This is a genomic window from Longimicrobiaceae bacterium, from assembly GCA_036375715.1.
Taxonomy (GTDB): domain Bacteria; phylum Gemmatimonadota; class Gemmatimonadetes; order Longimicrobiales; family Longimicrobiaceae; genus DASVBS01.
Map to the genome: position 1 here is coordinate 17,444 of DASVBS010000023.1, position 20,909 is coordinate 38,352.

Annotated in this window: 22 protein-coding genes; 9 read left to right on the plus strand and 13 right to left on the minus strand. The window is 68.3% G+C overall.

The genetic code is table 11. The features are described 5' to 3' along the window. Nucleotides 1-5: 5 nt before the first annotated feature. From VF167_03680 to VF167_03705, 6 genes are all read right to left on the minus strand, one after another. Nucleotides 6-503: an LEA type 2 family protein gene (locus tag VF167_03680; GenBank protein ID HEX6924497.1), complete on the minus strand. Its 498-nt coding sequence runs from the start codon at nt 501-503 to the stop codon at nt 6-8. A 40-nt stretch (nt 504-543) separates the two neighbouring features. Continuing rightward, entirely contained in the window at nt 544-1,263 is a 720-nt protein-coding gene (locus VF167_03685) for an ABC transporter ATP-binding protein (GenBank protein HEX6924498.1), read from the minus strand. A gap of 2 nt (nt 1,264-1,265) precedes the next feature. Continuing rightward, nucleotides 1,266-2,525, minus strand: coding sequence for a hypothetical protein (locus VF167_03690; GenBank protein HEX6924499.1), 1,260 nt, complete (start codon nt 2,523-2,525; stop codon nt 1,266-1,268). Continuing rightward, entirely contained in the window at nt 2,522-3,892 is a 1,371-nt protein-coding gene (locus tag VF167_03695; protein HEX6924500.1) for a replication-associated recombination protein A, read from the minus strand. The genes VF167_03690 and VF167_03695 overlap by 4 nt, the downstream gene beginning before the upstream one ends. Nucleotides 3,893-3,903: 11 nt before the next feature. Further along, nucleotides 3,904-4,626: a ZIP family metal transporter gene (locus tag VF167_03700; GenBank protein HEX6924501.1), complete on the minus strand. Its 723-nt coding sequence runs from the start codon at nt 4,624-4,626 to the stop codon at nt 3,904-3,906. 78 nt (nt 4,627-4,704) lie between these two features. Beyond that, complete coding sequence (locus VF167_03705; GenBank protein HEX6924502.1) at nt 4,705-5,082, minus strand: holo-ACP synthase; 378 nt, start codon at nt 5,080-5,082, stop codon at nt 4,705-4,707. A 377-nt stretch (nt 5,083-5,459) separates the two neighbouring features. Here VF167_03705 and dacB point away from each other — a divergent pair, with 377 nt between their 5' ends. Then, nucleotides 5,460-7,061: a D-alanyl-D-alanine carboxypeptidase/D-alanyl-D-alanine-endopeptidase gene (gene dacB, locus VF167_03710; GenBank protein HEX6924503.1), complete on the plus strand. Its 1,602-nt coding sequence runs from the start codon at nt 5,460-5,462 to the stop codon at nt 7,059-7,061. Between the two features lie 32 nt (nt 7,062-7,093). Here the strand turns inward: dacB and VF167_03715 are convergent, their stop codons facing one another. Both VF167_03715 and VF167_03720 read right to left on the minus strand, forming a co-directional pair. After that, entirely contained in the window at nt 7,094-8,155 is a 1,062-nt protein-coding gene (locus VF167_03715; protein HEX6924504.1) for a C40 family peptidase, read from the minus strand. After that, nucleotides 8,146-9,324: an aminotransferase class V-fold PLP-dependent enzyme gene (locus VF167_03720; protein ID HEX6924505.1), complete on the minus strand. Its 1,179-nt coding sequence runs from the start codon at nt 9,322-9,324 to the stop codon at nt 8,146-8,148. The genes VF167_03715 and VF167_03720 overlap by 10 nt, the downstream gene beginning before the upstream one ends. 150 nt (nt 9,325-9,474) lie before the next feature. On the opposite strand from VF167_03720, the gene VF167_03725 reads away from it, so the two are divergent. Beyond that, a complete protein-coding gene (locus VF167_03725) occupies nt 9,475-10,122 on the plus strand; it encodes a regulatory protein RecX (protein HEX6924506.1) in 648 nt (215 codons plus the stop codon). An 8-nt stretch (nt 10,123-10,130) separates the two neighbouring features. Here the strand turns inward: VF167_03725 and VF167_03730 are convergent, their stop codons facing one another. After that, nucleotides 10,131-10,406 carry an Lrp/AsnC ligand binding domain-containing protein gene (locus VF167_03730; GenBank protein ID HEX6924507.1) on the minus strand — a complete coding sequence of 92 codons (276 nt, stop codon included), beginning with the start codon at nt 10,404-10,406 and terminating at the stop codon, nt 10,131-10,133. A 209-nt stretch (nt 10,407-10,615) separates the two neighbouring features. Here VF167_03730 and VF167_03735 point away from each other — a divergent pair, with 209 nt between their 5' ends. After that, nucleotides 10,616-11,554: a response regulator gene (locus tag VF167_03735; GenBank protein HEX6924508.1), complete on the plus strand. Its 939-nt coding sequence runs from the start codon at nt 10,616-10,618 to the stop codon at nt 11,552-11,554. A gap of 7 nt (nt 11,555-11,561) precedes the next feature. Here the strand turns inward: VF167_03735 and VF167_03740 are convergent, their stop codons facing one another. Both VF167_03740 and VF167_03745 read right to left on the minus strand, forming a co-directional pair. Next, a complete protein-coding gene (locus tag VF167_03740; protein ID HEX6924509.1) occupies nt 11,562-12,254 on the minus strand; it encodes a hypothetical protein in 693 nt (230 codons plus the stop codon). A 226-nt stretch (nt 12,255-12,480) separates the two neighbouring features. Further along, nucleotides 12,481-13,998 (minus strand): hypothetical protein, encoded by a 1,518-nt coding sequence (locus VF167_03745; GenBank protein HEX6924510.1) that lies wholly within the window; start codon nt 13,996-13,998, stop codon nt 12,481-12,483. Nucleotides 13,999-14,219: 221 nt separating this feature from the next. Between VF167_03745 and gpmI the strand changes: the two genes are divergently transcribed. Genes gpmI through VF167_03760 form a run of 3 tightly spaced genes read left to right on the plus strand, consistent with a single transcriptional unit; the run spans nt 14,220 to nt 17,025 of the window. Continuing rightward, on the plus strand, nt 14,220-15,824 hold the full coding sequence (gene gpmI, locus VF167_03750) for a 2,3-bisphosphoglycerate-independent phosphoglycerate mutase (GenBank protein ID HEX6924511.1): 1,605 nt from the start codon (nt 14,220-14,222) through the stop codon (nt 15,822-15,824). Continuing rightward, nucleotides 15,821-16,519 carry a hypothetical protein gene (locus VF167_03755; protein HEX6924512.1) on the plus strand — a complete coding sequence of 233 codons (699 nt, stop codon included), beginning with the start codon at nt 15,821-15,823 and terminating at the stop codon, nt 16,517-16,519. The genes gpmI and VF167_03755 overlap by 4 nt, the downstream gene beginning before the upstream one ends. A 14-nt stretch (nt 16,520-16,533) precedes the next feature. Then, nucleotides 16,534-17,025: a BON domain-containing protein gene (locus VF167_03760; protein ID HEX6924513.1), complete on the plus strand. Its 492-nt coding sequence runs from the start codon at nt 16,534-16,536 to the stop codon at nt 17,023-17,025. A gap of 57 nt (nt 17,026-17,082) precedes the next feature. Here the strand turns inward: VF167_03760 and VF167_03765 are convergent, their stop codons facing one another. After that, nucleotides 17,083-17,988, minus strand: coding sequence for a BON domain-containing protein (locus VF167_03765; GenBank protein ID HEX6924514.1), 906 nt, complete (start codon nt 17,986-17,988; stop codon nt 17,083-17,085). 154 nt (nt 17,989-18,142) lie between these two features. Between VF167_03765 and VF167_03770 the strand changes: the two genes are divergently transcribed. The 3 genes from VF167_03770 to glp are packed head-to-tail and all read left to right on the plus strand — an operon-like array spanning nt 18,143 to nt 20,652. Continuing rightward, complete coding sequence (locus tag VF167_03770; protein ID HEX6924515.1) at nt 18,143-18,811, plus strand: molybdenum cofactor guanylyltransferase; 669 nt, start codon at nt 18,143-18,145, stop codon at nt 18,809-18,811. Further along, nucleotides 18,798-19,370, plus strand: a complete 573-nt coding sequence (mobB, locus tag VF167_03775) for a molybdopterin-guanine dinucleotide biosynthesis protein B (protein HEX6924516.1) — start codon at nt 18,798-18,800, stop codon at nt 19,368-19,370. The genes VF167_03770 and mobB overlap by 14 nt, the downstream gene beginning before the upstream one ends. Continuing rightward, nucleotides 19,363-20,652, plus strand: coding sequence for a gephyrin-like molybdotransferase Glp (glp, locus tag VF167_03780; protein ID HEX6924517.1), 1,290 nt, complete (start codon nt 19,363-19,365; stop codon nt 20,650-20,652). The genes mobB and glp overlap by 8 nt, the downstream gene beginning before the upstream one ends. Here glp and VF167_03785 read toward each other — a convergent pair. Next, nucleotides 20,649-20,855 carry a dodecin gene (locus VF167_03785; protein HEX6924518.1) on the minus strand — a complete coding sequence of 69 codons (207 nt, stop codon included), beginning with the start codon at nt 20,853-20,855 and terminating at the stop codon, nt 20,649-20,651. The two genes, glp and VF167_03785, sit on opposite strands and share 4 nt — an antisense overlap. Nucleotides 20,856-20,909: the final 54 nt, after the last annotated feature.

The window sequence follows — 20,909 nt, forward strand, 5'->3', positions numbered from 1 at the left end:
CGGGATTATTGCGACCCCAGCAGGGACACCGTGCCGCTCTTGCGGAACGGCACCGCCCGTCCACCCAGGGGTGTGCGTACGTTCACGGTTCCGGTCGCACGATAGGTGAAGGTGCCGGCGCGCATGAGCGACTGGCTCGCCGCCCCCAGAGCAGAGTAGCTGAACTCGACCGGGATCTGGACCTCCGCCGTGTCCCGTGCCCCTACGGTAAAACCCTGGGCGTAGGTTCCGGTGGCGAAGTCGATCCACGTCGTGTCCCCAGGCGTCGCAGCCGGATCGCTGACCGAGAGCTGGTAATTGAGCTCGTCGGCGCCCAGGGAAAAGCGGTTCGGATTGATGACCTGCACGTTGACCAGCAGGGTCCCTCCCCGGATCCCCAGACCACCCACCTGCACTGACTGGAGTGTGACTTCCGGCTGGTGAAAGACCGATCCCGCGCATGCCCCCAGCAGCCCGGGGACGAGTGTCACCAGGAGAGGACGCAAGTAATTCCGCAAGCTCATAGATGCATCGGTTCAGTTCTCCCCCGCCACGCAGGGCCAATCAGGAGACCTCGAGAGCGGGTGAGGAGGTCCAGCGCTGCCACGCTTCCCCTTCGAGCGGCTTGGCAGCCCCTTCGGGGGCAAGGAGCAGGCCGCGCTGACAGTGCCGGGCCAGGAAGCCAAGATCGTGGCTCGACATCAGGAGCGCGGCTCCCGCGGAGCGTCGCGCGTCGAGCTCCTCCGTCAACCGCTCCGTCGAAGCCTGGTCGAGCCCGTTGAACGCCTCGTCCAGCACGATGAGCTGCGGCCTGTGCAGCAGCGCGATGGTCAGCGCCACCTTCCGCCCCATTCCCTGCGACAGCTCCCGACAGACCAGCGACTCCGCCTGCGCCATTCCCAGTAGGGAAAGGAGCCGCTCCCCCTCTCGGCGCGCCTCATTACGCGGGAGACCTCGAGCGTCAGCAACGAAATCCAGGATCTCCCCGACGGTCAGCTCCCCGTACAGAAACGGCTGCTCGGGAACGAATCCCATACACTCCGCCGCCCGCACCGGATCCGAGAACGGGTCGACGCCGCAGACGCGGACCTCCCCGGCGTCAGGGAGCCGATCGCCGGTGACACAACCCAGCAGGGTGGACTTCCCGGCACCATTGCGGCCTATGACGGCCACAGCCTCGCCCGCCGCGACGACCAGGTCGACCCTGCGCAGAACAATCCGCTTTCGATAGCCCTTCACCAGGCCCCGCACCTCGAGCCTCGGAGACCCCTGCGCCCGATCCACCCTCACCTCCGCCCCGCTGCCCCCACGGACGCGGCGGCGGCGAGCGCGGAAGTCCCTCCCGCCGCTACCACCCAGATCCACCCTCGCCCCATCCCCGACCACCAGGTCCACGCCAGGGCGAGCGGGATCGTCATCCACAGGGAAATCCCCCACCCCCACGCCCACCGGCCGACGAACCGCGCAGCAATCGAGAAACCCACCATGCGATCGATCCAGCGGGGTCCGCGGCGCTCCAGACGTCCGAGGCCAATCGCGGCCGCACCCTGGAGGACGAGCACCGCCACGGCGGCCGACACCACCCACCCACGGGGGCCCGGAGACTCCCCCCAGCGCGCCAGCGCCACCAAAGAGAAGGCCACCACCGGCCAGACGACCCGCGTCGCCCAGGCGTAGCGGCGGGATGCAACCACACCGTCACGCGCCCACACCGCCGCCGCGCGACGGGGAAGCACGCGCGCCAGGCCCCGACGGCGTCTGAGCTCGTTCCCCTCGCCTACCGGCGGTGGCGCGAAGCTCATCTCCAGTGCCTGCGGAGCGAAGCGGGGGAGCGCCCGCTCATACAGCCGGCGCGCGAGCACCGCGGCCGATACCGCGACCGCACCGATCGCCGAGATCACCCATGCGGCCCCCGCATCCACTCCCGCGACCACCCCACCCACGAGCGCGCCCGCCGCGAGGGCCGGCACCGGCGCATAGACCAGCGGCGCCGCGCCTGCCACCTCGCGGTCCCACATCCCGATAGTCAGGCATCCCCGCCCTGTACCCGTACTACCGGGGGGCCGGCCGGCCATGGAATGCGCGGCCGCGGAGGTGGCCAGCAATGCCGCGCCCCAGCTCGTGAGTACCACCGGTATCCCCAGCCGGAGAAGCTTGCGGTACTCCACACCGCCCGCCGCGTGAGCACATCCCGCGAGGAACCCGATCGCCAGCACCCAACCCAGCAGCCGGAGTGCACGCTCCCGGAACAGTGCGCCAGGGGCAACACCCAGCCGGCGCACAAAGGCGTCATCGCTGCCGCGGAAGAGAACGGGATAGGCGAGGAAGGCGACCGCCCCGGAGATGAGCACACCGAACGTCACACCCCCTTCGATCGACGAAAGCTCGAGGGAGCTCACCGAGCCGACTGCCACCACCCCGGCCACCAGGAGAGCGGCCGGGAGGCAGACGCCCACCCAGAACGCCGCCGTGGGGCGCAAAACCAGTGCAGCCAGCCGTCGCGCGTCGGCGCGCAACAAGGCACCGACTCCATCGGGTGCAGTCACCGGTCGAGTTGCCCTCGCTCGCGCATCCGCTCGGCGATCTCCTGCTCGTAGCCGAGCTCCCCGGGCTGGTAGAAGTCACCTTGCGTGACCTCTTCGGGAAGGCAGCGCATCTCCACGTAACCGCCCTCGTAGTCGTGCGCGTACTTGTAGCCCTCGTGGTAGCCCCACTCCTTCATCAGCCAGGTGGAGGCGTTGCGCAGGTGCAGAGGCACCGGGGCATTGGCGGTTGCCTCCGCGGCCTCCATCGCCGCGTTCATGGCAACGTAGGCACGGTTCGACTTGGGCGCGCTCGCCACGTACACGATGGCGTTGGAAAGCGGCAGAAGGCCTTCAGGCAGCCCGAGCCGCTCGAAGGCAATCATCGCCTGCGTGGCCACCATCCCCGCACGCGGATCGGCGAGGCCCACGTCCTCGTACGCCGCCGCGACCAGCCGGCGGAAGAGAACCAGGGGATCCTCACCCGACCGGATCATGCGCGCCGCCCAGTACAGTGCCGCCGAAGCCTGGCTAGCCCGCAGCGACTTGTGGAAGGCGGACAGCATCTGGAAGGCGGTGGTCGTATCGTACTTCGAAATCGGCACCTGCAGGGCCTCCCGCACCTGCTCCAGCGTGACCCTACCGCCCTCCCCCACCAGCTGTGCGGCGATCTCCAGAACATTCAGCGCCTGGCGGGCGTCGCCGCCCGCGGCGTCGATGATGGCACGCTCGGCGTCCGCCTCCAGTTCCAGATCGAGCTGGCCGAGGCCGCGCTCCGGGTCCTCGAGTGCCCGCCGTAGGAGGGTACGCAGGGACTCGTCGTCGAGCGGTTCGAGGACGATCACCCTCGCCCGGGAGAGAAGCGCGGCGTTGACCTCGAAGGCGGGGTGCTCGGTGGTCGCTCCGATCAGGGTGAGCAGCCCCGACTCCACGTAAGGCAGCAGGAAGTCCTGCTGCCCTTTGTTCAGGCGATGGATCTCGTCGACGAAGAGGATCGTGCGCCGCCCCGCTTTGCGGTGCTGCTCCGCGGCCTTCACGATCTCACGCAGCCGCGGCACCCCCTCGCTGACGGCGCTGAAGGGGACGAACACCGCGTCGGTCTCGCGCGCCAGGACGTAGGCGAGCGTCGTCTTGCCGCTGCCGGGCGGACCGTGGAGGATCAGGCTGGGAAGCGGGCCCGGGTGCAGCAGCCTGCGCAGGGTGCCGTCGGGGCCGACCAGATTCGGCTGACCGGCGATCTCGTCCAGGGTGCGGGGACGCATCCGCTGAGCGAGGGGAGCGTGCGCAACGTCCCCGGTCGCGGCTGGCGACGAACGGTCGCCGGGCACGGCAGGGGGCGCGGGTTCCGCGGCCGGGTCGCCGGGAAAGAGGGGGAGCGTGTCGTCGGACATCACCTTCTCGCTCAGCCGTGTCCCAGGATCAGGTGGGCCACGAAGTACAGCGCCACTCCGAGAAAGACCGACCCTGCGAACTGCAGGCCACGCTCCTTCTGTACCTCCGGAATCAGATTGGAGGCGGCTACATAGATGGTAACGCCCGCGCTGAGCGCCAGCCCGTGGGTCTCGAGCGGCTCGAGGTAGGCGGTAAGGAGGACGCCGACCACGGTGGAGAGGCCGAGCAGGATCACGCTGCCGAGGGCCCTCCCCGAGCTGTTTCCGGAGGCGATCATGATCGAGGCGATGGTCACGCCCTCGGGAATCTTGTGCAGCAGGATGGCAGTGAAGATGAGCAGGCCCAGCTCGGTGCTCACCCCGAACCCGCTGGCGATGGCGACACCGTCGAAGAAGGTGTGGAGCAGCAGACCAAGCAGGGCGGCGATCCCCACCCAGCGGCCGACCATCTCGTGGCCGTGGGTCTCCTCACCGAAGTGGAAGTGGCGGACGAAGACGTGCTGGGTCAGGTGGACCAGCAAGTAGCCCACGAGCATGCCGACGGCACCGCCCGATCCCTCGGCGAGGGCATGGGGCGCCATCGCCAGGAAGGCGACCGCCAGCATGAATCCCGCGCCGAACCCGATCAGCAGGCGCTGGCTGAGTCGACCCCGGGGGGAGGCGGTCGTGATGACCAGCCCGCCGGCCAGGTTGGCCCCCGCGGCGACGAGGGCGTAGACCAGCGCTGCGTTCAACGGCTAGACGCGTGAGAGGGAATTCGGAAAACGAGCGCACGGAAAGTGACGTTCGCGGGAAGGAGTGTCAACCGGACGCTAGCCCTCGACGACCACGAAAGCGGCGGCCACGTCGCCGCTGTGGGTCAGGGACACGTGGACGCGGCGCACTCCCAACGCATCCGCACGCCGGCGAGCGCCCCCGTGCAGCTCGAGGTGCGGCGCTCCGCTGGGAGCGGAGACTACCTCCACCTCCGTCCAGGTGACCCCCTGTCCCCAGCCACGCCGCACCGCTTTGAAGAAGGCTTCCTTCGCCGCGAAGCGGGCCGCGAAGGACTGCCCCGGGCGGGAAGTCGACGTGCAGTACGCGATCTCGCGCGGAGTGAACAGGCGCTCATGCGCGCGCCCGGGATGCCGCTCCAGAAGGCGCTCGAGACGGGGAATGTCGGTCAGATCCAGCCCGATTCCGAGAATCATGCGTTGCGGGTCGCGGGGGCACGAGCGAGCGCGTAGAATACGGGAAAACCCGACTGGACTACAAGGCTGCGGACGGCACACTCCTCGCAAGCTGTACATCCGGCAGGACAGGACGACCGAAGCGGAGGGCGGCGGTGGCTCGATCGAGATCGACGCGTGGGTTCACTGCAATTATGGTGGTATTGGCAGGGGCAATCGCCGGCATCCTCATCGGTCAGCTTCTGGTCTATCTCCTTATCGCCCGGTAAGCCGGTAAGAGGATCTTCCACCGACCTGCTCCGGTAGCAACCCTCGCCGGATCCTCCGCACGTCGCCTGTCCTGACCGAGCGGCTATCCGCTCTCGCTTCCGACAACCCGAACCGACGGTAGCACCACCGTGAGGCGTCTGCTTGCTCCCCTGTTCCTGCTGCTACTGCCCCTCGCGACGGCGTCGGGGCAGCTTGCGCGTCCAGCCGAAGCTCGCTCTGCCGCGGATCAGCAGCTTGCAAGCGCGCCCGCGCCAGAGGTGGAGAGTCTGCGGAGGGATCTCGCCAGGATCATCGACGCTCCGGGCTGGCGGGGGGACGACTACGGGGTGCTGGTAGTTTCGCTGGACCGCGGTGATACACTTTTCGCGCTCAACCCCGACCTCCCCCTGGCCCCGGCCAGCAATACCAAGCTTTTCAGCACTGCGGCTGCGCTCTACTACCTCGGGCCGGACTACCGCTACACCACCTATCTCCTCGCGGACGGACCGATCCTCGGCGGCGTGCTCGAGGGAGACCTGATCCTCTACGGCACCGGCGATCCTTCCATATCCCGCCGCGTGTACGACGACCCGCTGGCGCCCTTTCGAGCCCTGGTGGACTCATTGGTAGCGGCGGGCGTGCATAGGGTTCAGGGGGACGTGGTGGGTGACGGAAGCTACTTCGACGACCAGTGGGTGGGGCCAGGCTGGGAGGAGCGCGACCTCAACGCGTGGTACGGCGCTCCCGTGGGGGCACTCTCGTTCGGGGAGAACGTGGTGACCCTTCGCTTGCGGCCGAGCTCGCCCGGCCGGCCAGCGCGCGTGATCACCTCCCCTGCCACGGCGGGGCTCGCCCTGGAGAACCGGGTGATGACGGTGCGCAACGGCCAGAGTGGCGTCAGCTTCGAGCGCGTGGACGGTCGGCTGGTGGCGGTCGGGCAGGTGCGAAGCGGTACCGCCGGCATCGCCCGCACACTGCCGGTGGTCGATCCCGCGAACTACGCCGCCGCGGTCCTGCGCGCGCTGCTGGCAGAGCGAGGGATCAGCGTCGGGGGCCAGGTGCGATCGGTGCGAGATCCGGCCGCATCCCGGGTGCGCTTCGCCAGCCTCGGCGCGGAAAGCGGTGCATCCGTCCCGCGGGTGATCGGTAGCCACCAGTCGCCTCCCCTCGCCGAGATCGTCTCGGTCACCAACCACGTGAGTCACAACCTCTTTGCCGAGGCGCTTCTGAAGACGGTGGGGCGAGCAGCGTGGGGAGAAGGCAGCTACCGGGCCGGGGCGGCCGCTGTGCAGCACTTCCTCGAGGAGGAGCTGGGGCCCGAGCCCGTGTCCATCTCCCAGGTGGACGGCTCGGGTCTCTCGCGCAACAACCTGCTCACTGCGCGCACGGCGGTGCGGTTACTCGGCTACATGCCGGAGAGCGACGTGTGGGACAGCTACTTCGCTTCGCTACCGGCCGCCGCGGTGCCCCGAGGCCTGGAGCACCGCATGCGGGGCACCGCCGCCGCCGCCAACCTGCGGGCGAAGACCGGGACGATCCGCCGGGTGTCGGCGCTCTCGGGGTACGTGCGGACGGCGGACGGTGAGCTGCTGGCCTTCAGCATCCTTGCCAACGGGGTCCCCTCCACCGCGCGCGCGAAGCAGTCGGAAGACCAGATCGGTGCTCGCCTGGCGGCCTTCTCGCGCGGCGACGGGGCCGCCGGAGAATCCGTGGCCGCGACGCGCACGAGCTCCCCGGGCCTGGAGGAGTGATGGCACCCTGACCCCAGGATGCCTCGCCAACCTCAACCACCGTCCGCGGCCTCAATGAGCCTGCGTGCACAGACGAAGAGGCTCCGCATCTCCTCCTCGAAGCCCGAACCGCCGTTGAGGTCGTTGAGGGCGACGCCCCCGTTTCCGATGGCCGCATGGATGATCCGGCCGCCTCCCCGTGAGATGGCCACGTGCGAGATGCGCGGGCCCTCCTCCGCAAAAAAGAGTAGATCCCCCGCCCGCAGCGCGCTGAAGTCCGGACCAGGATCCACCGGGTCGCCCAGGAGCGCTTGCTGATCGGAATCGCGGGGCAGCTCGAGCCCGTGCGCGCGGAAGACGACCTGTACGAGGCCGGAGCAGTCGACGCCGGCGCGGGTGACGCCTCCCCAGACGTACGGGGTTCCCATCCACTCCCGAGCCGTCTCCACGATCCGGTTCCCGATCAATGGAAACCGACGTGCTCTCTCCGACTCCCGTACGAGCTCTCCCTCGGCCCGCACCTCGCGCCCGTCGGGCAGTCGCACACGCCCGTTCTCGAGGGCCAACACGCGGGCACCCCAGGGTAGAAGTGCCAGCCGCACCCCGTGGTCATCGATCGCTACGGCCTCGAGCGCCATACAGGGTTCCCCGCCGACACCCATCAGCCAGTCCCGCGCCTCGACCTCATCCACCAGGCGCAGGTAGCCGCGGTGAAGCCAGCCCAGGTAACCGTCCTCTGAGCGGCATTGCAGCCAACGACCGTGCTGGCGATAGACCAGCAGGCGCTGCCCGAGCACGACCTGCGATACCTGCGGATCCCCGATGAACGGTGCGCTCAGCATCGGGGCGAGAGCAGTCACGCAGAGCGCGTGGGTGAGCCGCTCCTCGTCCAGCGGCAGGCGCACCACCTCGACCCGGAGCGGCCGCTGGGCGTCGATTCGTCCGATCCGCTCGTTCAGCGCTTCAGCCGCCGCCGGCTCGGAGGTCACGCCCACGACGACGACCGCCTGCCCCTCCTCCATCACCTCGACCTCGAAGATCGCGGTGCGCGGATCGGCGGCGAGCTCCGACCTGACGGCGGCGACGATCCCCTCGAGCCTCTGGATCAGGTCCATCCCTCCCTGCTGCTCGCCGTCAGCACCTCAAGGGCGATGCCGACGTCGGCTTCGTCATTGTAGAAGTGGGGCGACAGCCGGATCGCCCCTTCCCGGCGCCCGCAGGTGATCCCGGCTGCCTGAAGGCGCGCCAGGACCCGCTCGATCCCCGGGGTTCGGAAGGCCAGGATGGCAGATCGGTGGCGCTCGTCGGGAGCGCTCACGAGCTCCACGTCGTCCCGCGATTCGATCCATTCGAGCACCGGGGCGAGGAGCCGGCGGGTATGCGCGGCGATCCGCCCGACGCCGACCTCCTGAAGCAGCTCCAGCGAAGCCGTGAAGCCCGCGAAATCATGAAACGGAAGGGTCGCCACCTCGAAGCGCCGTGCGTCCGAGCGCAGCCCCCAGCGGTAGTCCGTCAGCGCCGCCAGGTCGGAGCTGGCAGTCATCCCGGTCCACCCGATCAGCACGGGGTCGATCCGCTCCAGCAAGGCTCGGCGAACGTAGACGAAGCCGGTTCCGAACGGAGCGCAGAGCCATTTCTGCCCACCGGTGGCGAGGATGTCGATGCAGGCGACATTCACGTCGATCGGCAGCTGACCGAGCGACTGGATGGCGTCGACCACGAAGAAGATCTCACGCTCCCGGCAGAAGCGGCCGAACTTTTCCAGATCGGCCCGATAGCCGGTGGCGAACTGCACGGAAGAGAGGGCGAACACTCCGACGTCGCCCCGGTCGAGCCGCTCGAGGAGCCTCGCCTCGTCGGGACGCCCCTGGGAGTCGGTGGGTACGATCTCCAGCCGCGCTCCCGGCGCCGCCATCCAGGGGTAGACGTTGCTGGGGAACTCGCGGTCGCTCACCACGATCGTCGACCCCGAGCGGATCGGCAGCCCCAACGCCGCGAGGTTGATCCCGAAGCTGGTATTCCACCCCAGCGCGATCTCCTCGGCGCTCGCGCCAATGAGCCTGGCTGCCGCGGCGCGTGCCCTTGCGAGCACCTCTACGAGCTTCTCGTCAGGGAGCCCGCAAGGGTCGGCACGGAGCGCGTTCAGCTCCTCCATGGCGCGACGCGCCCGCAATGGGAGGGGCGTGAAGCTCGCCGCGTTCAGATAGCCCGGAGAGAGCTCCGGGAACTCGGCGGCGCGAAGGGCTTCGACGTCGAACGGCGGGCGCAGGGTCAGCTCGGTCATGAAACAGATGCGGGGTTCGGTAAGCGGCGGACAGCTTACGTCGGCGTCGTTGCGAGCTCAAGCCGAAGGCACGTAAATACTGTCCTGGTGTATGGCTGCGTGCGTTCAACGCATTCCTCACGCCGCGGGTCGGACGAGGCCGCAGCGTCCATGAAAATAGTCGCAATCGAGAAGGTCGCGGGCGCTCGCGAGCGGGTGCGACTGCGGCTTGACAGCGGCGAGGCGGTGGAGCTCGCGGCCGAGGTGGTCTACCGGGCGGGATTCCGTGACGGGGAGGAAGTCGCGTCGTGCGTGCTGGAGGAGGCTCTGCTGCAGGACCTGGCGTGGCGCGCGCGTGAGGCGGGGTTACGCCTGCTGGCGCACCGGCCTCGCACCGTGTCGGAATTGCGGCTGCGGCTTGCGCGCAAGGGCTTTCCGCCGGAGGTGGTGGAGCGCTGTCTGGAGGAGCTCGCCGGCAAGGGCTTACTGGACGACGGCGCTTTTGCAGAGATGTTCGCGCGGGACCGCGTGCGCTTGCAGCCGCGAGGGCGTAGGCGGGTGCTGGGCGAGCTGAGAGCGAAGGGGGTCCAGGCCGAGACCGCCGATGCCGCCCTCGACCAGGTTTTCGCCGAGGAGGAGGTGGACGAGCTCTCGCTCGCGCGGCAGGCTGCGCGGCGGTGGCGGCGGCGATCCGGCGAGGACCCGCGCCGCGCACGTCAGCGGTTCATGGCCTTTCTCGCGCGTAGAGGCTTCCCTTCCGAGGTGGCCCGTCGGGTCGCGGAGGAGGTGCTCGGTTCCGAGGAAGCCGCTGACTGGTAAGCAGGCAATCACTCGAACATGTCCCACGCGTGCTCGAGATCCTTCCGAGAGTAGACCCGGAAGGCAGTGAGGGTATTGGTCCGCTCGATCCCCGGGACGCGCGCGATCTCCTCGGTGACGACCTGCGCGACCTGCTCGAATTCCTGCACCCGGACAATCGCAACCAGGTCGTATTCGCCTGAAACCGAGTAGACCTCCGCCACTCCCTCGATGTTGGCGATCCGTCGCGCCAACGAGGGGATGTCACCGGGGACTGCACGGATAAGGACGACTGCTGCCAGCATTCTGGTACCTCCATCGAGGCGATGATGGGCGGACGGACCGCCGCGGTTGCGGCACGCGCACCGGGTGAGTGACGGCAGGCCACGCGCCGCGCGTCTGACATAGGGGAAAGCAAGAAAATGGCCGTTCAGAGCCCCTGGCCCCGGAAGGCCCGGCCGCGCATTCTACACTGCCACGCGGCCCCAGACTACAGTCCGATCAAGAAGGAGAGATGAGCGACATTCTGTTCGCGGACGACGATCCGGCAATGCGGGAGATGGTTTCCCAGGTCTTCGGGTCCGCCGGCTATCGCATCCGCCTTGCCGAAAACGGGAACGAAGCGCTCGCGGAGCTGCGACGGGCCGAGCCTGCCATCGCCGTGCTCGATTACCGGATGGGCTCGCCCGACGGCCTGGAGGTCTGTCGCCAGATCAAGTCCAACCCCCGTCTCCAGCACCTTCCGGTTCTGATCCTCACCGGTGAGAGTGAGATCGAGAGCCGCCTCGCCGGCTTCGAGGCCGGCGCCGATGATTATCTGGGCAAACCCTTCGATCCCCGCGAGCTTCTCGCTCGCGTGCGTGCGATGCTCCTCCTGGCCCAACGCGGATTGGACCGTAACCCGACCAGCGGCCTTCCCGGCGGTGAGGCCATGTACCGGGAGTTCGAGCGGCATCGCCAGCAAGGGAAACCCTTCTGTATCTGCTACCTGGACCTCGACCACTTCAAGCCCTTCAGCGACCGGTTCGGCTTCGCGGCCGCGGACCAGGTGATCCGTGCGGTGGGGTCGATCCTGATTCGCGTGACCCCGTCGGGGACCTTCGTCGGTCACGTGGGAGGGGACGATTTCGTCGTCTTCGCGAAGTGCTCCGATGCGCGGGCGCTGATGAAAGAAGCGCAACGCCTGCTTCGAGAAGCGCTGCGCGAGATCCTTCCCAACGGAGAAGGCAACAAGGAAACCTATCGCGGCGTCGATCGGGAGGGGGTCACGCGCGACTTCCGGTTGACCAGGCTCACTGCCGCCATCATTGAGGTGGACCCGCGGGGCATGGATTCCATGTTCGACCTCAGCCAGATGGTGGCCGAGGCGAAGCGGCGGGCGAAGCACCCGGCGGGAGACGGGATCGCGGAGCTGAAGTATTCGCGAGTCGCGTCAGATCCACGTCGCTCCTGAGCGGGGCTCAGGCCAGTTCCCCCGGCTTCTGCCCGCCAGTCAGGCGCCTTCCCGCGCGCATCAGCTCCGGAAACTCGTAAACGATCACCCCTTCGTCGGTCACCTCCGAAGTCACCCGCAAGCCATCATCCATCGACTGAAGCACCTTCTCGGCCCGCTTCATCGTCCATCCCAGCTCCGCCGCCACCTCTGACACGGTCAGCTGACCGCCCTTCCGGCCGGCCAGTTGGAGAACGGGGAGCTGCAGGGCGCTCAGCAGTGCCTCCCTGCGCCGCTCCCGATCGTGCGCGGCCGCTTGCTGCAGGGCGATGCCCGCCGTTGCCGCCAGGCCCGCACCGACGATCGGCCCGATCTCGGAGACCGCGATTCCGAGCACGACCAGGAAGGCGGCAAAGAGATAGGCGATGATCGACAGTGCCTGCTTGCCGCCACCCGAGCTCACCGGCACCGGCGGCGGCGCAGGCTGAGACGGTTGGGCGGCGTGGACCAGCGCCACCACTCCGTCCTTCCCCCAGCCTCGTCCGCAGCGAGGGCAGACCAGGTGGTCGCGGCGAATCAGGTAATAGATCAGCCCACCCACCCCCATGATACCGGAGGTGAGCAGGGTGATGCCGATCGCGGCCGCCACGTGGGTGCCGCGGGAGAAGTAGGGAATTCCCTCGCCACGGTAGCCGCAGCGGGGACAGATCGCTGCAGCCACTGGGGACCGCCCGAATCGCGGAGCTTCTGCAAGCCGCCGGTCCGTCAGGGCCCCGCAGGTGTCACAGCGCGTCCGTCCCTCTACCAGCCGTGCTCCGCAGGTTGAACAGTACATTCAGCTCCACTCCGATTCGCCCCGAGTCGCAGCGATACCTCCTCTTCACTACGCTGCAGGGGGCGGAAAGATTCGCTTGCCTGCGGGGCCGGAGCGAGCGGCGCAACACCCCCTACCAGCGGACGCGCGCCCCTCGCACGTCGATGTGCACGAACGGCCCATGGTAGGCGTTCGCCTCGTACAGTCCCGCACCGCCGGTCAACTCCGGGTAGCGCTGCTCGACCCGCTCGACCGCGCGCAACAGCACCGCCGCGTCGGCGATGTCGTGCCTTCCATCCCCGTTCAGGTCGTCGATGTAGCCGTCGTGATCTCCATCGACCCAGACGTCGGCCGCATCCCCGTACATGTGACGGGATAGCGCGGCGCGCCCGTCCCCGCCGGGACCGTTGTATTGCGGCGTGCGAAAGCCGCTCATCACATGCATATCCAACGCCCTCACGCCCATGCGATTCAGCTCCTGGAGCACCAGCTCGAGCTTGTCGATCAGGCGCATGTTCAGAACGAGGTACTTCGGCCAGACGTCGAACTGATCCTTGGTGAGGAACTGGCGCAGCCGGAAGTGCTCCGAGATCTGTAGATCCTGGTTCTCGGGAGTGACCTCGATGAAAGAGGACGGTGGCGCGTAGTTGTCGGAGCGAGAGGTGCCCTCGGTCGGGTAGTAACCGACGTGGTATCCGTTCAGGTAGGCTCCGCGCTTCGCCGAGAAGGGCACGGTGGTTATGAACGCAAGCCGCTCCGCCGCGTCATCCTCTTCAGCCCCGCCCCCCTCGGACCGCAGCAGCCAGACGCCGGGGTCATCCGGAGCGACCACCATGTTCCTGGCCACCGGCTCTCCCAGGACATGAGGACGATCCGTGCCGCCCACCGGCTCCCCCAGAACCCCAGGGCGCTCCGCGTCACCGGCCGGCTCTCCCCGCGCTCCCGGACGCTCCCCACCGTCTACCGGCTCGCCTAACAAAGCAGGGCCTTCGGTATCCCGAAGCGGCTCGCCCGGCAAAGCGGGGCCTTCGGTGTCGCCCACGGGCTCTCCCAGCACACGGGGCCGGTCCGGATCACCAGCCGGCCCCCTCTCTAAACCCCGACCCTCCGCGCGGCCTACCGGCGCCCCCAGCAGGGCAGGGTCTTCCGCGCCGCCGACCGGGCTGCCCAGCACACGAGGCTGGTCCGTGCCGCGAACTGGCTGCCCCAGCAGGGAGGGGCCTTCGGTGCGGTTCAACGGCTCGCCCAGCAATCCCCGATGCCCGGTGCCGTACACCGGCTCCCAACGCACCGCACCCGGCTCGGCTCCGAGCACCGTCACCAGCGGTTCAGCCAGTGGTCGGCCGTTCGTGATCACGGCCGCGCGCAGCGCGCCGCTGATCCCGAACACCTGCCTTTCCGCCACGGCCCTCGCTCGCGCCGCCTCCGGTGATTCGACCCCCTCACTCGTGGCGGGAGCGTTCCCCTCCGCCACACCGCTCGAGGGCGAGACCGAGAACACCGGCTCGCTCACGGGGGTCCCCAACGGGGTAGCGCCTTCAGAGCCGGGCAGGACGGCCGGATCTGGCGCCACGCTCTGCGCCGAAGCGTCGGCAAGCCAGAGCGAGCAGAATACGCAGGCGAGCGACAGGAACGAGGAGCGTCGGATCATCGGCATGCGGCTCAGGATCGTCTCGCTGGACGGAAAGTATCGACCTGTGCGGTGAGACCCGCTCGTACAATACCTCGCCGTGTGGGTTCCGTCGATCGGCACCAATCGGCGCCCCGGGGTAGGAGTCAGGTGGGCGGGGTGGCAGCGGTTCGTACCCCCGGATAGATTCGTCGCACCCCGCGGCGGGGGATTCGCCTTTCAGTACCGAGCCTACGCGACTCATGGAACACAGTGATACCAATGCATCCACCGGCCGCGATCGGCCGCGCGCCTGCCTCGTAATCCTCGACGGCTGGGGGCTGCGGGAGCCGGCGGACGACAACGCCGTGACTCTTGCGCACACGCCGACGTGGGATCGCCTCTGGGGTAGCGGCGACTATCCCCGCGGGAAGCTCACGACACATGGCCCGGCGGTGGGCCTGCCCGAGGGGCAGATGGGCAACTCGGAGGTCGGGCACCTGAACCTCGGCGCCGGCCGCGTGGTGATGCAGACGATCCAGCGCATCTCGCACGCCATCGAAACGGGGGAGTTCTTCCAGAACGAGCCGCTGGTGAAGCTGATGCGGCAAGCGAAGGAGAACGGTCGCACCGTGCACCTGATGGGACTGGTCGGACGCGGGGGCGTGCACGCCATCGACAGCCATCTGCTTGCGCTGGTGGAAATGGCCGACCGCCACCAGATCCCCCGGACGCGCATTCACGCCTTCCTCGACGGGCGGGATACCCCTCCCCAGTCTGCGCGCGACTTCGTCACCGAGCTGGTGGGCCGCTGTAACAACAATCGCGATTGCCTCGTTGCTTCGGTGATGGGCCGCTACTGGGCGATGGACCGCGATAAGCGCTGGGATCGGACGCAGCGCGCCTACGACGCACTCGTGTACGGACGCGGACGGCACGTGCACGACCCGGTGAAGGCGATCGCCGACGCGTACGACCAGGGAGAGACGGACGAGTTCGTACAGCCCTGTGTAGTGGTGGGAGAGGACGGAAAGCCCGTCGGGCTGATCGAAGACGGGGATGCCGTGGTCTTCTTCAACTTTCGTGCGGATCGCGCCCGTCAGCTCACCCATGCGCTGGCGTCGAAGGGCTTCGACAAGTTCGACCGCGGAGAGAACCCTCCGCGCATCGAGATCGTGACGATGACGCCGTACGACGAGGAGCTGCCATTGGAGGCGGCGTTCCCGCCGCAGTCGATGGAGAACATCCTCGCGGACGTCCTGGTGGCCAACGGCCGCACCAGCTTCCGTACGGCGGAGACGGAGAAGTACCCGCACGTGACCTACTTCTTCAACGGCGGGAAAGAGGAGGCTCCTCCTGGAGAGGAGCGTCGGATGGTGCCCTCCCCTCGCGTCGCCACCTACGACCTGCAGCCGGAGATGAGCGCCGAGGGCGTGGCGGACGGGCTGGTCGAGGCAATCCGGGAGCGCCGGCACGACCTCTACGTGTGCAATTTCGCCAATCCCGACATGGTCGGGCACACCGGCGTGCTCGAGGCGGCGATCAAAGCGGTCGAGACCGTCGATGCCCAGCTCGCGCGGGTGGTGCAGGCCTGTGAGGAAACAGGGACCGCGCTGTTGGTGACCGCGGATCACGGCAACTGTGAACAGATGTGGGATCCCGAGACCAACGGTCCGCACACCGCCCACACCACCAACCGGGTGGGAATCGTCCTGGTCGAGCCGGAGGGCCGCCGCACCGCGACCGAGCTGGCGGACGGGGCGCTGTGCGACGTGGCTCCCACCCTGCTCGGCCTGCTGCGGATTCAGCAGCCCAAGGAGATGACGGGGCGCGACTTGCGGCGCGGGGCGGCGGAGGTGGCGGCGTGAGAGTACGGAACCGCGCCGCCGCTCTCCTGCTGGCGGCGGCCGCACTTTCGACGGCCGAACCGTACGCCGCCGAAGCCCAGCACATTCCCTCACCCTATCGGCACATCGAGCCGGCGCAGTCGCTCTCGCTTTACAGCGGTTACCTCTCGACCAGCCGGGGCGACGTCGGGATCGGGCTGGCCTCGGGTCCGACGATCGGGCTTCGGTATGCGGGCCGTATCGCCGCTCCGGTCGCGGGAATCGCGCGCCTGTCGATGACCCCGAGCGAACGGACGATCTTCGGCCGCGAAAACGTCAACGACCCGGCGTCGCCCCTGACTGAGCTGGGGGAGGTCTCGGCGACGATCGTGGCGGCCGAGGCGGGGCTGCGGCTCCTCCTCACCGGCCCGCGTACCTGGCACGCGCTCGCGCCCTACATCGAGGCCACCGGTGCACTGGTCTCCGTCTCGGGATCCCGTACTGAGGAGGAGCGAGAGCTTCCCACGAACCAGGTCGTCGACTTCGGCCCCTCGTTTGCGGTGGGAGTGGGTACGGGGACCGATTGGTTCCTCACCGATCGCCTCTCCATCAACCTCGGATTGCAGGGACTGCTCTGGCGGCTGTCGATCCCGGAAGGGCTATCGTCCACGGGCCGCGAAGATTCGGAATGGACTCGCAACTACGGGGTGACGGTCGGGGCGGCGTACCACTTCTGAAGGCGGTTGAACCGATGGCCAGGCAGCACGGCGGCGAACTCTTCGACTTCGACAACATGAGCGACGACGAGATCCGGACCGTCGTCGTCGAACACCTGCGGGAGTACCCGAACCTCAACGAGGCAGGCATCGAGGTCGCCGTGCGGGATGGCCATGTGATCCTCAGCGGCCGGGTCGGCACGGACGCGGAGGTCCAGGAGGCCGAGGCGGTCCTCGACGACGTCCTGGGGATCGACAGCTACACCAACGACCTCGTCGTCGACGAGTCGATGCGCTACGAGCTTCCCGAGGCAGTGGACGATGCAGCCGCGGCGGAAGAGGAGCTGGACGACCAGTTTGGAGAATCGACCGAACAGCAGTCCGATACCGCGGAGCACCTGACCGAGGATCTAGAGGCGCAAACCTACGGGACGCACGACATGGACGAGGCGATCCGCGACGGGGCCACCTACATTCCGCCGGACCGCCCGGTTTCGGACGGGTACGACTCCCGGGAAAACCACTGAGGAGAGCGGGCGCCTTCCATCTTGCCTCTCGCTCTGAGCGAGGGCGAGATGGAGGTCTCATTCGGGATCGGTCTTGTCTCTGTCGGCGGCGCGCGGAGCTTCCGGCGAGGTTTCCGCTACCGTGTCGGTCGCGTCCCCGGTGACGGACCCCTCTCGCGGCGCGGGGTGGGCAACGGTGAGCTTGCTGATCACTCCGCGCACGCCGGGCGCGTCCCAGGCATCGTCCCAGGCGTAGCGCGCCTCCATGTAGTCCGCCACCTCACCCCGCAGCGTCACGACCCGATCCTTCACCTCGACCCGGATCTTCCCGGCATCGAGGAAGCCATCGCTGGCAAGGCTCTGCCGGACCGCTTCGTACACCTCCCCGTCGGTCGGCTCGTCCCATCCCGGATAGGGATCTTCGAAAGCGGGGAAATCGTCGGGATCTCCTTCGTCGATATCGTCGAAGTAGCCCTCGATGCCCTCGTCGGAGTAGACCTCTGGCCGCTCCCACCTCTCGCTTCGACGCCATCGGCGCCAGGCGCTCTCCGGCTGATCTGCCCACGCGTTCAGATCGTCAGGGTATCGGTCGAGCGAGGCCCGTCCATACGCCCGCCGCCAGGGAGAATCCTGCCACCGTCCCGGATCGTCGTACGCGCGCCTCCACCCTTCACCGTACCGCCCCCGAGACATGGGCTCGCGGATGTCGAGCTCGTCGTAGGCGCCGCGCCGGGAGGTGAAGGAATCCGGATACCTGAAGGGGCGAGCACCCTGCTGCTCCCACCGCCCGCGGCCGGGGTATCCGCCGTAGCGTTCGAAGCCCCTCGGACGGCCCCAACGTTGGTACAGCTCCTCATCGTAGGGTGCCCACCCGCGGCGATACGGGCGGCGGCTCGCCGGACCGCGGCGGTAGAGCCTGTCGTACGGCACTGACGCCGAGGGGTAGTGGTAGCCCTGATTCCAGCCCCGGTCGTACCGGTGCATCTGCTCCTCCTGTGGCCGTTATCGCTCGCCGAGAACCACTATGGCGAGCGGTTCCAAGGGAGCAAGAGCTGTTCCGAGCGTGCTTGCTGCGCTCCTGCGCGCCCGGTAGCTTCTGCCGACGCGAACGTGCCGCCTTCACGCCAGGGGACCTCCCATGCGCCAGGATCTCAGCGACGGTCCCAGACCGGGCTCTCTTCGGCTGGGTGCCATCCTGGCGGGAGGCCAGAGCCGGCGCTTCGGTTCGCCGAAGGCGCTAGCGATGATCGGCGGGGTGACGCTGGTGGAGCGTGTTGCCAGACCTCTCATGCAGGCAGGAGCTCGACCGGTGTTGATCACCGGTCCCCATCTTCCCGATCTCAGCCACCTGCTGCCGTGCCGGAGTGATCTGCGACCCGGGCTCGGGCCCCTGTCGGGATTGCACACGGCGCTCGTCTGGGCGCGCGAGCTGGGGCTGAGCGGGACACTGTGCGTTGCCTGCGACATGCCCTTCCTTTCCGCCGGTCTCCTGCGCCGGATCGCCGAACTGGGAGAGGCGTCGCACGACACGGTGATCGTTCCCGAGAGCGGCGGGCCCCGCGGGATCGAGCCACTCTGCGCCTGGTATCCGGCCTCCGCCGCTCGGGTCGTGCTGAGGCAACTCGAATCGGAGGTCCGTACGATGGCCGCCCTGCTGGCGCAGATCCGCTTTCAGGTGCTACCCCTGGCAGAAGTGGCCGCTTTCGGCGATCCCGCGAGGCTATTTTACAACGTCAACACCGTCGAGGACCGCGACCGGTTCGGTCCGGCTATGCTGGATGCGGAGGAGGGGAATGGACGAGGTTGATCGCCCGCCGATCATCTGCTTCGTGGGGAAGAAAAACAGCGGGAAGACCACGTTACTGGTTGCGGTCGCGGCGGAGCTGAAGCGGCGCGGACTGCGCATCGCTACAGCCAAGCACGGTCACCACGAGCTCGAGATCGACCAGCCGGGGCGCGATAGCTGGAGGCACTTCCATGAAGGCGGCGCGGAAGCGGTGCTGATCCTGTCGTCGAGAAAGCTCGCTCTGGTCATGGATACGCTCGGCGAGGAGCCGGACGTGCTGGAGGCCATCGATCGGCATTTCGGGGGGCGGGCCTACGACGCGGTGCTGGTGGAGGGCTACAAGCACGGCAACCTGCCGAAGATCGAGATCTACCGCTCCCGGGTGCACTCGCGGCCGGTGCACGATCCCATGAACCCGGATGCTGCGGCCACCTTCCTGGCGCTCGTCACCGATGATCCCAGTGTGGCCGCGAGCTGTCCGGTGATCCCGCTCGACGGGAGCGGACCCGATGGCGGGCACGTGCAGGCGGTGGCCGACCTGGTCGAGCAACGGATCAGGAGGAATCGGGTGAATGGCTGAGCGGCGCGCAGACTGGCTGTCCGTGACGGAGGCTCGCGAGCGGGTGCTCGCGGGGGTTGCCCCGCTGCCGCCGGAGCGGCGCCCGCTCGAGGACAGCCTCGGGTACGCGCTCGCGGAGACGATCACCTCGCCGATCGACCTTCCTCCCTGGCACAATAGCGCCATGGACGGCTACGCCGTGCGCGCCGACGACGTGCGCGGGGCGAGCGAGCAGAAGCCCGTCGTGCTGCGCCTGATCGATGACGTCCCGGCCGGCGGCTTCGCCAGACACTCCGTTTCTCCCGGAACCGCCATCCGGGTCATGACCGGGGCGCCGGTACCGGACGGCGCTGACACGGTCGTTCGCGTGGAGCACACCGACGGGGCGGCGCTGGCAGGAGACGAAGCGCGGGTGCGCATCTTCCGTGACGACGACGCGGGACGCAACGTGCGCCTGCGCGGCGAGGATCTTCGCCATGGCGCTACGGTGCTGGAAGCCGGCACGCGCCTCAATGCGGCCGCGCTGGGAGCCGCAGCGTCAGTGGGAAAGTCGCACCTCTTCGTGCACCGCCGGCCGGTGGTGGCGATCGCCTCCTCGGGCGACGAGCTGGTCGAGGTGGACCGCTTCGACGAAGTGCTGGCCGGGCGGAAGATCGTCGCTTCGAACGGGTATTCCCTGGCTGCCCAGCTTCGCGAATCGGGCATGGGAGTGCGCCACCTGGGAATCGGCCGCGACGACCCGCAGGCGCTACGAGAGCTCCTCCTCGGGGCGAGGGGCTGCGACGCCCTCATCACCACCGCGGGCATCAGCGTTGGGGCGCACGATCACACCCGCGCCGTGCTCGAGAGCCTCGGCGTGCGCGTTGAATTCTGGCGGGTGAAGATCAAGCCAGGCTCCCCCGTGGCTTTCGGCTGGGTAGACGGGCTGGGAGGAATCCCCTGGTTCGGCCTGCCGGGCAACCCGGTTTCCGCCATGGTGACCTTCGAGCTTTTCGTCCGGCCGGCGCTCCTGCGCATGGCCGGCCACGAGGCGCTCTTCCTTCCTACGAAAGTCGTCCGGGTCACCGAACCGTACCGCAAATCGCCCGGACTGACCCACTTCGTGAGGGTGCGACTCGGTCGCGTCGAGGACGGTTGCGTGGCGAGCCTCACCGGAAATCAGGGCTCCGGCATCCTCTCCTCCATGGCCGCCGCGCACGCATTGTTGGTGGTGCCGGAGGAGTCGGATGGGATAGCCGCCGGCAATCATCTGCGGGCGATCGTGCTGGGGGGAGCGCCCCTGCGGCGATCCCCGGGCTACTAGTCCTCCAGCTCGAACCAGAGGCGCACCGTCACCTGGAATTCCTGCACGTCGCCGCCCTTGATGTACGCCCGCTGGTCCATCACCTCCAGCCAGCGCAGGCCGCGCATCGTCGCGCTCGCCCGCTTCACCGCGAGTCGAACCGCCTCGTCGAAGCTGTCGGGGGAGACACCAACCAGCTCGATCGACTTGAACACCTGCGCCATGGCTACCTCCCGTTCGCGGTACGTTGCCCCCGGCGAGGACAGGGCCCGCAAGCC

Bases quoted from the DNA above. Each gene is read 5' to 3' on its own strand.
- VF167_03680 (HEX6924497.1), bottom strand. From the start codon at position 503: ATGAGCTTGCGGAATTACTTGCGTCCTCTCCTGGTGACACTCGTCCCC.
- VF167_03695 (HEX6924500.1), bottom strand. From the start codon at position 3,892: ATGTCCGACGACACGCTCCCCCTCTTTCCCGGCGACCCGGCCGCGGAA.
- VF167_03705 (HEX6924502.1), bottom strand. From the start codon at position 5,082: ATGATTCTCGGAATCGGGCTGGATCTGACCGACATTCCCCGTCTCGAG.
- VF167_03715 (HEX6924504.1), bottom strand. From the start codon at position 8,155: ATGGACCTGATCCAGAGGCTCGAGGGGATCGTCGCCGCCGTCAGGTCG.
- VF167_03720 (HEX6924505.1), bottom strand. From the start codon at position 9,324: ATGACCGAGCTGACCCTGCGCCCGCCGTTCGACGTCGAAGCCCTTCGC.
- VF167_03725 (HEX6924506.1), top strand. From the start codon at position 9,475: ATGAAAATAGTCGCAATCGAGAAGGTCGCGGGCGCTCGCGAGCGGGTG.
- VF167_03730 (HEX6924507.1), bottom strand. From the start codon at position 10,406: ATGCTGGCAGCAGTCGTCCTTATCCGTGCAGTCCCCGGTGACATCCCC.
- VF167_03735 (HEX6924508.1), top strand. From the start codon at position 10,616: ATGAGCGACATTCTGTTCGCGGACGACGATCCGGCAATGCGGGAGATG.
- VF167_03745 (HEX6924510.1), bottom strand. From the start codon at position 13,998: ATGATCCGACGCTCCTCGTTCCTGTCGCTCGCCTGCGTATTCTGCTCG.
- gpmI (HEX6924511.1), top strand. From the start codon at position 14,220: ATGGAACACAGTGATACCAATGCATCCACCGGCCGCGATCGGCCGCGC.
- VF167_03760 (HEX6924513.1), top strand. From the start codon at position 16,534: ATGGCCAGGCAGCACGGCGGCGAACTCTTCGACTTCGACAACATGAGC.
- VF167_03765 (HEX6924514.1), bottom strand. From the start codon at position 17,988: ATGCACCGGTACGACCGGGGCTGGAATCAGGGCTACCACTACCCCTCG.
- VF167_03770 (HEX6924515.1), top strand. From the start codon at position 18,143: ATGCGCCAGGATCTCAGCGACGGTCCCAGACCGGGCTCTCTTCGGCTG.
- mobB (HEX6924516.1), top strand. From the start codon at position 18,798: ATGGACGAGGTTGATCGCCCGCCGATCATCTGCTTCGTGGGGAAGAAA.
- glp (HEX6924517.1), top strand. From the start codon at position 19,363: ATGGCTGAGCGGCGCGCAGACTGGCTGTCCGTGACGGAGGCTCGCGAG.
- VF167_03785 (HEX6924518.1), bottom strand. From the start codon at position 20,855: ATGGCGCAGGTGTTCAAGTCGATCGAGCTGGTTGGTGTCTCCCCCGAC.